Origin of the sequence: Hymenobacter sp. 5516J-16 (assembly GCF_022919335.1) — a bacterium.
In the GTDB taxonomy this organism is placed as follows: Bacteria; Bacteroidota; Bacteroidia; order Cytophagales; family Hymenobacteraceae; genus Hymenobacter; species Hymenobacter sublimis.
In genome coordinates, this window is record NZ_CP095058.1 from 1369840 (window position 1) to 1382082 (window position 12243).

Here is a 12243-nt window from a genome sequence, read left to right on the forward strand (position 1 = left end):
TATTGGATTTGCAGCAAAGAGGCCCGTCGACACCCATTTTTTCCTCTACTTTGTAGACTGACGGGGCTGGCAACGCATGTGCGAGCGGCCCGGCTTGTTGCTTGCCTGTTTATGAAACGAGTTGTACTCCTGCTATTTTTCCTGCTGCCGCTGCTGGTAGCGGGGCAAACTGTTCCGGTGCCTGCCGAGCTTAGCCTAGCGGGCTTGCGCCTGCGCCTCACGCCGGGCGGCCGGGCGGCCATCCAGCAAAAAGTAGATGCCCTGCGGCGTCATCCGGCCTCTTTCCAGGCCCGCGTGGTGCTGGCCGATGCCTATTTTCCGCTCATTGACCGGGTATTTCAACAGGAAGGACTACCCCTGGACTTTCACTTCCTGGCCCTGCAGGAAAGCGGGCTGCAAGGCGACGCCCAGAGCATTCACGATGCCGTGGGCTACTGGCAGTTCAAGCGCGAGTCGGCCGCCGATTTTGGGCTGGTGATGAACGATGCCGTGGATGAGCGTAAGCACGTAGTGGCCTCCTCGAAAGCGGCTGCGCAGTATTTGCTGCGCAACAACAAAACGTTTCATAACTGGACCAATACGCTGCTCAGCTACAACTTAGGCCTCACCGGCACCAAACCCTACACCATACCTACTGATTTCGACGCTACCGAAGTAGAAGTTACGGAGCAGACCAACCCGTACATTTTGACTTTCCTGGCCCATAAAGTAGCCTTTGAGCCGGCGCTGGGCTTGAATACACGGCCGCCCCTGCTGTTTCAGGAGTTTCCGGCTCCGGCGGGTAAATCCCTGTCGATAATGGCCCAGGCCCTGCAGCAAAACCCCGAGGACATTGCCAAGCACAACCGCTGGCTACTGGCTCCTACCGTGCCCACCGACCGGGTGTACACCATGCTGGTGCCCATTACGGACCCCTTGCAGCTGACAGCCTTGGCCGCCCAGCAGAAAAACGCTACCGCCGGCCAGCTTCTCAACCAGCCCGCCCCCGACCCGGAAAACGCCGACTTTGTGCGGGTGAATGGCTTGCGCGCCCTAGTGGCTCTGCCCGGCGACACCAAGGAAAGCTTGGCCAAGCGGGCGGGATTGAAGATGAAGCGGTTCATGCAGTACAATGACCTGTTTGCCTTCGACAACATTGTACCCGGCCAACCCTACTTCGTGCAGAAAAAGCGCGACAAAGCCGCCGTGGAGTACCACGTGGCCCGCCCCGGCGAAAGTGTGGCCATCGTGTCGCAGAAGTACGGCATGCGGGCCAAGGCTATCTGGAGCAAGAACCGCATGGCCCGCAACGAGGAACTGCGCCCCGGCCGCGTGCTGTGGCTGCAGCACACGAGGCCCAAAAATGTGCCCGTTGAATACGCCGATGGCAACAACGCCACGGCCCTGGCCGCTTTCGAAAAGCCCGTTGCAACGGCCACTGCCCCCGCCGTTACTCCAACAACAGCATCAGCAGCACCGGCCCCTACCCCCGCTGCCCCAGCCAAGCAGCCGGAAAAGAAGCGCAAGCTGGACGAAACTGAGCCGTACATGGGTCGTACGGCGGGCTCCAGCCGCGTCCTGGAAGATGCTGTGGAAGAAGAAAGCGGCACCGTAGTACAGCCCGACAGTGCCACCGACGAGCACACTGAAAACCTCAACGACCTCCCCCGGCCGCTACTCCTGCTGCTACCCCGAACCCCTCGCCGAGCGCCCCCGCGCTCAAAAAGCCGCTGCCTGCTACCACCGCCGTAGCCGACGAACCCCAGGACGAAGAGCCCCTTGCCGAGCCAGCCGCCACCCCTGCTCCTCGTCCGGCGCCTGTAACCCCGGCTTCCGTTCCCGTGCCAGCCCCGGCAACCAAGCCAACGACAACTGTTCCCGCTTCTGCCCCAGTGGCCCCGGCTGTTTCGGGTGCTCCGCGCCCGGCGGCCCCAGCCATGCCAGTTCCTACCGTGGTGGAGCCCATTCCGGCCAGCGGCCAGCACGTGGTGCAGCCCAAGGAAAACCTGTACTCGGTGGCCCGGCGCTTCAGCCTGCGCCCCGCCGATATTGTAGCGTGGAACAACCTGCCCCCAAATCCTTCCCTGCGCATCGGTCAGGTGTTGCGGCTTACCGCTCCTGCTGCAGAAAACGGTGCAGTAGCTCCTTCCGCTCCGGTTTCCAAACCCGTGCCTGCGGCGTCTAAACCGGCCGCTACCCCGGCAGTGGCTCCTGCCGTTGCAGCCCCGGCCGCACCGGCCTCCGTGCGGCACACGGTGCTAGCTGGGGAAACCATGTACAGCGTGTCGCGCAAGTACGGGGTTACCATTAAGCAAATTATGGAGTGGAACAGCAAGCCTGATTTCTCCGTGAAACCGGGCGAAGTACTTGTTATCAAGCCCGCTAAGTAAGTCCTACCCTTTTCGTCTTTGAGTTAGTTTCCGCTTTTATTTCTCATGCGCTTTTTAGCCCGTACCTTTTATCTGCTGACCGGCTTGTCCCTGGCCTCTTTTGCCGCCCAGGCCCAGCAAGCCCCACCCGCCCCTACCCTTTCCGACGATTCCGTGCGCGTGATGTCGGGTTTGGTGCAAACCAGCGTCCGCCAGCTCCGGGCCATTTACTTCGAGCCCAATGATACCCGCGCCGTGGCGCTGATTGACGCGGCGCTGGTCGAAATTCCCGCTTTGAATCAGCGACTGAGCCATTACACGGCCAGCCTGCCGCGCGAGCAGCAGCAGCTCCTGGCCCAGCGCCTGCGGAGCCAACCCTGGCAGGTAGAGCTGAACACGCTGCTACGCAGCCCCCAGTTTAAGAACTTCGATACCCGCGCGGCCAAGAATCCGGCCCTCAAAGACGCCGCTGCGCGCCTGCACGCCTCGGGTTTCGTGGGCACGACCAAAGCACCGGCTGCCTCACCTGCACCTGCAGCGCCGGCCACTGTGGCCACGGTTACTCCGGCCCCGGCCAAGGCGCAACCGGCGCCAGTCGTAGCTGCCAAGGTAGCTGGTGCTGCCTTAGCTGCTCCGGCCGTTACAGCTTCCGGAACGTCAGCCAAAACAACTACCCCCAGCGCAGCACCAGCACCTGCAAAGCCCCAGCCCACCGCCCCGGCAAAAGCCACTACCCCAAAGGCCGCCCGCAGCCACACCGTGCAAAAGGGCGAAACACTGTTTAGCATTTCCAAGCAGTACAAGGTCACGCCGGCGCAGTTGCAGGAGTGGAACAGCAAGAACGATGGAGCCGTGAAAATTGGAGAAGTACTGACCGTGGAAGCTACCAAGTAGCTTACCCTACAGCGCACAAAAAAGGCCACCTGACAAATCAGGTGGCCTTTTTTGTGCGCTACCGCAGCCGTTTCCTACGCCCGCTGCTTCTGGCTGGCTACTACCCGCTGGTTTTCTTCCTAACTGGCCCTGACTACGTACTAGCCCTGCCTCATAAAACTGCACTATCGCCGCGTGTTGTAGCTGATTTCACCTCTCCATCATTCAGCAGCGAGAAGCGGGAGGTGAGGCGAACAACTAAGGACGGAGCTTCGTTTTCTTGTTCAGTTTGTAGCTTGCCCCCATGAACCCGTCAAGAATACGCTGGTTAGCCACCTGTTTCAGTGGATTTATGTTGCTGCCCGCAACTGCGCTGTCACAGGGGGCACCTTCCTCGTCGGCGCCGGAGCTGGTACCAACCTCGCGCGCGGAAGTGCACTTGCTTACCTACATCCACGACTACGTAGCCTATTCTAGAAAGCTATTCACTACCACCACCGATACGGCGGCCATTCGGGTAGCCCGGCGCATGGTAGCCGAAATGTCGCCGCGCCGGGATAGTGTAGCGGTAGAACTGTACGGCTGGCTTATTGCCCTTTCCGAGAAGCAGCGGCAACAGGCCCAGCGCCGGCTCACCGCCAGCAAGGTGTGGTCCGACATGAACTCCATGCCCCGCAGCCCTGAGTTTAAACGGTTTTACCGGCGGGTTGAAGAAAATTCCCAGCTGGCCGAGGCCGTAACCCAGTTGGAGCAGGCTGAGTTAACTAAGCTAAAGCAGTAGTGCCCGCTTACGTTGTGAATTGGGCCTTCTTGTGAGTAGTTGGAGGCCAAATTGCCGGCGGCTGCTTGCTGATTATACGCTAAAATCCCTTGCCGCGCACTCTTTTCCGGCGGCTGTTTCGTGGGTAACTTTACTTTCCGCTTGGCGCCCTAACGGTGCCCGGTATGTTGCCCATGCCTGTATTCTCGCACCTCCACTGCCACACCCAATACTCCCTGCTCGATGGTCAGGCCAGCATTTCGGCCCTGATGAAAAAAGCTCAAGCCGATGGCATGCCCGCCGTAGCCCTTACCGACCACGGCAACATGTTTGGGGCCTTCAACTTTGTAGCGGAAGCCAATAAGTACAACGTGAAGCCCATTGTGGGCTGCGAGTTTTACCTGGTAGAGGACCGGCACAAGAAAAGCTTCAGCCGCGAAAAAGGCGAGCGGGACGTGCGCCACCACCAGCTGCTGCTAGCCAAGGACCAGGCCGGCTACCAGAACCTGGCCAAGCTCTGCTCCATGAGCTTTATTGAGGGCGTGTACAGCAAATACCCCCGCATCGATAAGGAACTGCTGCTGCAGTACAGCGAAGGGCTTATTGCTACTTCCTGCTGCATCGGCGCCGAAATCCCGCAAGCCCTGCTCTGGAAAACCGAGGAAGAAGCCGAGAAGCTGCTGCAATGGTGGTTGGATGTGTTCGGGCAGGATTACTACATCGAAATTCAGCGCCACGGCATCGAGAACATCGACAACACGGGTAAAAGTCAGGAAGACCTGAACCAGGTGCTGCTAAAGTGGGCCCAGAAGTACAACGTTAAGGTTATCTGCACCAACGACTCCCACTACGTTGACCAGACCGACTTTGCGCCCCATGATCTGCTGTTGTGCGTGAACACGGGCGAGGAGCACAGCATTCCGGTGGGTGACTTCCAGACCAAGTATTTCCGGCTGGTTTCGGGGGAAAACAAGGTGCTCTATGACCACCTCGACAACCTGCGCCCCCTGGCTTCCTCCGACGACCAGGTGCGCCGCCAGCTCATGCGCATTGATGAGGAAGCCCAAATGCCCAAGCCCCGCTCCCGCTTCGGTTTCCCCAACGACCAGTTCTATTTCAAGAGCCAGGACGAGATGAACCACCTGTTCCGGGACGTGCCGGAAAGCGTGGACAACACCAACGAAATCGTAGACAAAATCACGCCGCCCAAGCTGCAGCGCGACATTTTGCTCCCTAATTTTCCCATTCCCGCGCCCTTCGCCAACGCCGATGAATTCCTGCGCGAGCTGACCTACGTGGGGGCTTTCGGGCCGAGTGCCGGCAAAGGCGTGGTGACCATGACCAAGCCGCCCCGCTATTCCGAGCGCACGCCGGAAATCGAGGAACGCCTTGATTATGAGCTGCGCATCATTGAAACGATGGGGTTTGCGGGCTACTTTCTTATCACCCAAGACTTTATCAACCACGGCCGCAGTGTGGGCGTGGCCGTAGGGCCGGGCCGGGGCTCAGCGGCCGGTTCGGCGGTAGCCTACTGCGTGGGCATCACCAACATCGACCCGATTAAGTATTCCCTGCTGTTCGAGCGTTTCCTGAATCCGGAGCGCGTATCGATGCCTGATATTGACATCGATTTCGACGACGTGAACCGTCAGCGCGTCATCGACTACGTGGTGGGTAAGTACGGCAAAACCCAGGTGGCCCAGATTATCACCTTCGGTACCATGGCCGCCAAGTCCAGCATCAAGGATGTGGCCCGGGCCATGGAGCTACCCCTGCCCCAGACCAACGAACTGGCCAAGATGGTACCCGAGCAGGTAGGCACCACCCTGCAAAAAGCCTTTGCCGAAAACCAGGAGCTGGACATGATTCGGCGCGACGACGCCCCCGACAACCTGCGCGGGCAAATTCTGCGTCTGGCTGAGAAGCTGGAAGGCTCGGTGCGCAACACGGGCATCCACGCCGCCGGCGTCATCATCGCCCCCGACGACATCACCAAGTACATTCCGGTGTCCACGTCCAAGGACTCGGACCTGCTGGTGACCCAGTTCGACGGTAAGGTGATTGAGAGTGCCGGGATGCTGAAAATGGACTTCTTGGGGCTCAAGACGCTCACGATTATCGTGGACGCCCTGGCCCTGATCAAGAAGAACCACGGCGTCGACATCAACATCGACGACATTCCACTCGACGACCCCAAAACCTACGAGCTGTACCAGCGCGGCGACACGATTGGCACGTTCCAGTTTGAATCCGAGGGCATGCGCATGTACCTCAAGGACCTCAAGCCCACCAACATCGAGGACCTGATTGCCATGAACGCCCTGTACCGGCCGGGCCCCATGCAGTTCATCCCGAACTTCATCAACCGCAAGCACGGCCGCGAGGAAATTGAATACCCCCACGAGCTGCTGGAGCCCATCCTGAACTACTCCCAGGGCATTATGGTGTACCAGGAGCAGATCATGCAGGCCGCCCAGATTCTGGCCGGTTACTCCCTGGGCGGCGCCGATTTGCTGCGCCGGGCCATGGGTAAGAAAGACATGAAAAAGATGGCCCAGGAGCGGGAGAAATTCTGCGAGGGCGCCAAGAAGCTGCACGGCATTGTGGCCAAAAAGGCCAACGAGGTGTTCGACGTGATGGAGAAGTTTGCGGCTTACGGCTTCAACCGCTCCCACTCCGCTGCCTACTCGGTGGTTGCCTACCAGACGGGTTATCTGAAAGCGAACTACCCCGCCGAGTACATGGCCGCCGTGCTGACCAACAACATGTCGGACATTAAGAAGGTGACTTTCTTTATTGAAGAAGCCCGCCGCCAGGGCGTGGCCGTACTCGGGCCCGACGTGAACGAATCCATCCTCAAGTTCAACGTAAACGAAAAGGGCCAGATCCGCTTTGGCATGGCCGCCGTGAAGGGCGCGGGCGAGGCCGCCATTGAAAACATTGTGCAGGAGCGCGACAAAAAAGGCCCCTACACCGATATTTTCGACTTCTCGAAGCGCGTGAACCTGCGGGCCGTGAACAAGAAAACGTTTGAAAGCTTGGCTCTCTCGGGCGCTTTCGACTCGTTTGAACGCTACCACCGCCGTCAGTTCGTGGAAGCGCCCAGCGGCGACCAGAACCTAATTGAGAAGGCTGTGCGTATGGGCCAGCAGTACCAGGCCGACCAGGATTCGGCCCAGCAGAGTCTGTTTGGGGGCGGGGCCTTCGGGGCCGTAGCCATGCCCCTACCCAAAGTGGCCGACATGGAGCCTTGGGCCGCTACGGAGCTGCTGCGCCGCGAAAAAGAGGTAGTAGGCTTTTACCTCTCCGGCCACCCGCTAGATGACTTCAAGCTGGAAATTGACTCCTACTGCACCTGCGGGCTGGACAAGGTAGAGAACTACAAAAACCGCGAGGTGACGGTAGCAGGCCTGATTTCCAATGTGCTGTTTAAAACCACCAAGACCGGTCAGCCCTTCGTTTCCTTCAGCGTGGAAGACTACGAGTCGAGCCTGAACCTAGCCCTGTTCCGCGACGACTACTCCCGCTTCTCGGCCCTGATAAACCCGCGCAACTACGACAAGGAGCAGGTACCGCCCATGTACATCCGCGGCAAGTACGCCCAGCGCTTCCGCGACTCCGACCAGTTCGAGTTTAAGATTCTGACCATGGAGCCTTTGTTCAACGTGGCCGAGAAGCTCGCCAACGGCGTGCGCGTGCAACTGGACCTGCGTACCATCACGGAGCCCTTCATGGACCGGTTCATGGAAGCCGTGGAAGGCTGCGCCGGCTCGAAGAAGCTCGAAATCAAGTTCGCCGAGCCCCATGAACACCTGACGGTAGACACCTACTCCCGCCGCTACCGCATTGAGCCCAAAGAATTCATCCGCAAAATGCGCGAAATGGAAATCGACGCCTGCCAGTTGATTTAAGCAATTGATTTACTTTCATTTACCCCGGCTAGCCAGACTTCATTCCTCACCTAGCCGGGGTATTTACGTGTTATTTTTCCAGGATTAATGAGAAAACTCTACGCCTTCAATTTCTTTCTATTCTTTACTTTCTTTACTACTCTTCCGTCTCAGGCGCAACAGTACTACCTGAATTTAAGCCAGCAAACCATTCAGTTACCCGCCCGCACAATATATGTGGAGCAGGTGTTGGATGGCCGAGCCAACAAATCTAGTATCGGCCTTGTGTACCGGAAGTTAGATAACCGCCCGACGGCAGTGCTCTTCCGTAATGGGCTGGAAACGGAGTTAACAACCTTTCTGCAGAAGCAATTGCCGGCCCGACCCACGGACCGTCCGGTGGTGCTTTGCCTGCGCCAGCTGCGCGTAAGCGAAGTTCTGAACGGTTTTACGGAGGAAGCCAGCGCGGACTTAGCGGCGGACGTGTACGCTCACCTGCCTGACGGATACCATTTCATGCAGAGTATAGCCGCTCGCCGAACCAAGAGCGCCATGGAAACCACCCGGTTTCATGACAACCACTTGGCTGCTTTACTACAGGAGTGCCTGGGGCAGGTACAGGATGCTTCCTGGCAACGGGCTGCCGCCACCCCGGCCCAGCCGTTGGAACTCCTTCGTAGTACGATGTCCACCACTACCTCTGATCCGGCAGCGGCCCTACCTGCCATCCTGCGCAAAGCTCCCCGGGCCGGCATTTACTACACGTTCGAGCAGTTTCTGGCTAACCTCCCCGATTCTACTTCTTTAGTTCAGCTTGATACAATTCCTTCAAAGCTGGGCGGGCAAATGAGCCGGATATTGTGGGCTGGGGTCCAACAGATCCGCCCTTTCGTGTATAACAACTACATTAAAAAACACATACCGCTCGATGCCTGGGCGTATTCCGATGGCTGGCAGCTGTACGTGCAACACCAAAAGAAGTACTTTCCCCTCGTTCGCCAGCGTAACTTCTTCACGTTCGTTGGGGAGGCGCCGCTTGATCTGGAGTACGCGCGGGCTCGGTCCGAAGCACAGGTGCGAGCCGGGGCAATGGGCGTAGCTACCGTCAGGGCTCCCGACCATACCGGCGAGCCAACCGGCTACGAGGTGGATATGCGTACTGGCCAACTGGCACCCTATCCTAGCCCGCTCCAGTCGCGCCCAGCTCATCCCGATACTTGCTATATCTATATTTACCGCCGGGCTGATGCTATAACGGCACCTGCTACCGTGTTTATGGGCACGAAGCAGGTATCTTACATTGGCCCGAATGAGTACATGGAAATTCGCTGGCCCTACTACGGCCGCATTTTGCGGCTGGAGGTGCGGCTACCCGGCGCCGATTTCTGCCAGCTCCTCATTCCCGACGCCGCTCAGCCCAGCTACCTGGAAGTCAGCGCCGATGCTCCTTCCAACCATAGGCCCGCGTGGCGCTGGGTACCGGCAGCCCAGGGCGAAATTGACCTAGATGAGTTGGATAAGCTTCGGGAAAGTGCGGGTAAATAGGTTATCAATCGGCCAGAGAACCACCTCGCCACCTATTCTCTCACGCACCTGCTTGTAGTGAACGGGCACTTTCAACCAACCGGCTAGTATGCAGAAAGTAAGGATTGTACTGGTAAGTCTCTTGCTATCGGGGCTATTCGGTTGTCAGTCGAACCGCCCGCCCCTGGTATGGCACCCCAGCAGTTGGTTTTCTCAACGGCTCGCCAGGTTTCTGATACGCTCACGGGCTATTCTCTTTACCACCCATTAGTAGCAGTACAGCGGCTTCCCAAGCTACGTTGTTCGGCGGAAGGAACACGTGCCACACGGCGTAAGCAGCATACGCTTCCTAGTAGAATTATCCTTCCGAGGTCTGGGATAGGTAGTCTGCCTATACTCGTACCCCAGGCTTTTGGTAAGGACCGGGCAATTCAACCGCAGGTATCAGGAGGAGAAGCCGCGTTTGCATTTCTGCGCTGCCTAGGACTACTGGCCGGTGCGGCCATTTTTACAGTTTTGGGGCTGCTGCTTTTCCCACTTTCGCCGGCTTTGAGCGTGCTGGCCTTCCTAGTTGTGTTAGCGGCCTTATTTGGAGCAGTAAGAATAGTTATCAAGCTATTTTCTGCCTGATACACAGCAGCATGTTCCCCATCAAAAATCAACCTATAATCAGTGTCCCTACTTATCAAAAACATTCTTATCCCGGCGGACCAGTCTCTTCAAAATATTGTTTCAATTTTTATTGAAAGTTTAAAATACTCTTCTACATTTGAACCATGCAACTCGACGAAGCCAAGCGTAGATTCATTGAAGGCTGGGCACTCTGGGCTCGGCCTGGGGCGTGAGCCGCACAATGGCGCAAGTGCACGCCTTGTTGCTGGTGTCGGTGGGGGCGCTGAGCACCGAGGACATCATGGAGCAGCTGCAGATTTCCCGGGGCAATGTGAACATGAACGTGCGCGCCCTCATTGACTGGGGCATTGTGCGCAAAGAGTTGCGACCCGGGGAGCGGCGAGAGTTTTTTTCGGCGGAGAAAGACATTCACCGGGTAGCTACCCTGATTCTGAAGGAGCGACGCAAGCGCGAGTTGGAGCCCATTATGCGGGTACTTGGCGAAATCAGCCAAGTAGAGCCTTCTACCACAACTACTCCCGAAGAAGCCGAAGCGTTTACCAAGATGATCGGTAGCATCCACAACTTCGCCGAGTTTGCTGATCGAGCTGCTGCTACCCTTATTAAGGCTGATGAAAACTGGTTTCTTAGCACGTTTATGAAGCTCATGCGCCCGGGCACCTAAGCGCTTATTTTTTTGCTTTTTTATTTCAAATTTTATTGAAAGTTCAGAATAAACACAATCAATCACAAAAGGCCATTTCTCCTCTCCTTATTCCCTACTCTCATGAATCAGCCTCGATTAATTTTAGCTGGTGGTACCGGGTTCCTAGGCAATCATCTGGCGCGCTACTTTCGGCAGCTGGGCTACGAGGTACTCACGCTTACGCGCCGGGTTCAACGCTTTGGCGAAACGGCCTGGGACGGCCGCACGCTAGGCTCCTGGGCGGCGAAGCTAGAAGGGGCCGCGGCCGTTATTAATCTGGTGGGCCGGAGCGTAGATTGCCGCTACAATGCCGTTAACAAGTACGCTATAACCCGCAGCCGCACGGAAAGCACCCGAGCGCTGGGCGAGGCTATTGCTCGCTGCCAGAATCCGCCGGCGGTGTGGCTGAATTCCTCCTCGGCTACGATTTACGCGCACACCACCGACGAGCAACCCGCTAACTCGGAAGCTACCGGCAAACTGGGCCGCGACTTTTCGGAAATGGTAGCGCAGCAGTGGGAGGCAGAATTATGGCTTGCTCCTCCCCCCCGTACCCGGCGCTTAGCCTTGCGCACTGCCATTGTGCTCGGGGCTGACGGTGGAGCGCTGCCAGTCATGGCCCGGCTGGCCCGGTTTGGGCTGTGCACACCCCAGGGCAGTGGACAGCAGTGGATGAGCTGGCTGCACATCACGGATTTTTGCCGGGCCGTGGAATTTTTACTGGCTCGCCCCGCCCTGGAAGGCACCTTCAACTTGTGCGCCCCGCAGCCGTTGCCCAACCACGAGTTTAATGCTGTGCTGGCCGCCCATTACCAACCGCGCTGGCGCTTGCCGCAGCCGCGGTGGCTGCTGGAAATTGGGGCCTTCTTGCTACGCACCGAAACCGAGCTACTTCTGAAAAGCCGGAAGGTGGTGCCCCAACGGCTGCTAGAGGCGGGCTTTCAGTTCCGCTACCCCTCCTGCCCTACGGCCCTGGCTGATTTGCTACCGCAACTGGCGTAAGGGTACCTTCTATTAAGTAATAACGCGCTTATCCCTTTTCTTTTCTCACTTCTAACCTCTCAAAATCATGAACTATTATCTGCTGGTGTACGGGGTGTATCTGCCCACCACGGTGCTGCTGACGGTATGGGTAGCCCGCACGCTTTTCAAGAACGGCCGCACGTTCCTGGTCGATATTTTTCACGGTAATGAGCCTCTGGCTGACTCCGTGAACAAACTTTTGCTGACAGGTTTCTACCTCATCAACATCGGTTACGCTACCCTCACCCTGCGCAGCACCGATGCGGTTACCAGTTACCAGCAATCGGTGGAAACACTCAGCATCAAGATTGGCACTATCATTCTGATTCTGGGCGGCATGCACTTCTTTAATCTCTATGTGTTCTATAAGCTCCGTAACCGGGCGCAGGAATATGCCCGGGCCTATCACTCGTAAGCTATCCTTCGTGTAATGCGGCCCGGGTGGCCTGGCCTGAGCGCGGCCAGGGCCGCCCGGGCTTTGCCCATATTGGCCGGGCGGGCTGCCAC

General features: G+C 57.8%; 9 protein-coding genes. All 9 read left to right on the plus strand.

Annotated features, from left to right (window positions below; genetic code table 11):
* Positions 1-111 precede the first annotated feature (111 nt).
* The 9 genes from MUN84_RS06700 (at position 112) to MUN84_RS06740 (ending at position 12151) form a co-directional block, all read left to right on the plus strand.
* Positions 112-1731, plus strand: coding sequence for a lytic transglycosylase domain-containing protein (locus tag MUN84_RS06700; RefSeq protein WP_244697177.1), 1620 nt, complete (start codon positions 112-114; stop codon positions 1729-1731).
* An 89-nt stretch (positions 1732-1820) separates the two neighbouring features.
* A complete protein-coding gene (locus tag MUN84_RS06705) occupies positions 1821-2369 on the plus strand; it encodes a LysM peptidoglycan-binding domain-containing protein (RefSeq protein ID WP_244697178.1) in 549 nt (182 codons plus the stop codon).
* 45 nt (positions 2370-2414) lie between these two features.
* Entirely contained in the window at positions 2415-3242 is an 828-nt protein-coding gene (locus tag MUN84_RS06710) for a LysM peptidoglycan-binding domain-containing protein (protein WP_244697179.1), read from the plus strand.
* A 331-nt stretch (positions 3243-3573) separates the two neighbouring features.
* Positions 3574-4002: a hypothetical protein gene (locus tag MUN84_RS06715; protein ID WP_244697180.1), complete on the plus strand. Its 429-nt coding sequence runs from the start codon at positions 3574-3576 to the stop codon at positions 4000-4002.
* Between the two features lie 173 nt (positions 4003-4175).
* Positions 4176-7892, plus strand: a complete 3717-nt coding sequence (dnaE, locus tag MUN84_RS06720) for a DNA polymerase III subunit alpha (protein WP_244697181.1) — start codon at positions 4176-4178, stop codon at positions 7890-7892.
* Positions 7893-7979: 87 nt separating this feature from the next.
* Positions 7980-9416, plus strand: a complete 1437-nt coding sequence (locus MUN84_RS06725) for a hypothetical protein (RefSeq protein ID WP_244697182.1) — start codon at positions 7980-7982, stop codon at positions 9414-9416.
* 820 nt (positions 9417-10236) lie between these two features.
* A complete protein-coding gene (locus MUN84_RS06730) occupies positions 10237-10692 on the plus strand; it encodes a GbsR/MarR family transcriptional regulator (protein ID WP_244697183.1) in 456 nt (151 codons plus the stop codon).
* Between the two features lie 102 nt (positions 10693-10794).
* Positions 10795-11715 (plus strand): TIGR01777 family oxidoreductase, encoded by a 921-nt coding sequence (locus MUN84_RS06735; RefSeq protein ID WP_244697184.1) that lies wholly within the window; start codon positions 10795-10797, stop codon positions 11713-11715.
* Between the two features lie 67 nt (positions 11716-11782).
* Positions 11783-12151, plus strand: a complete 369-nt coding sequence (locus tag MUN84_RS06740; protein WP_244697185.1) for a hypothetical protein — start codon at positions 11783-11785, stop codon at positions 12149-12151.
* The last annotated feature ends 92 nt before the right edge of the window (positions 12152-12243 follow it).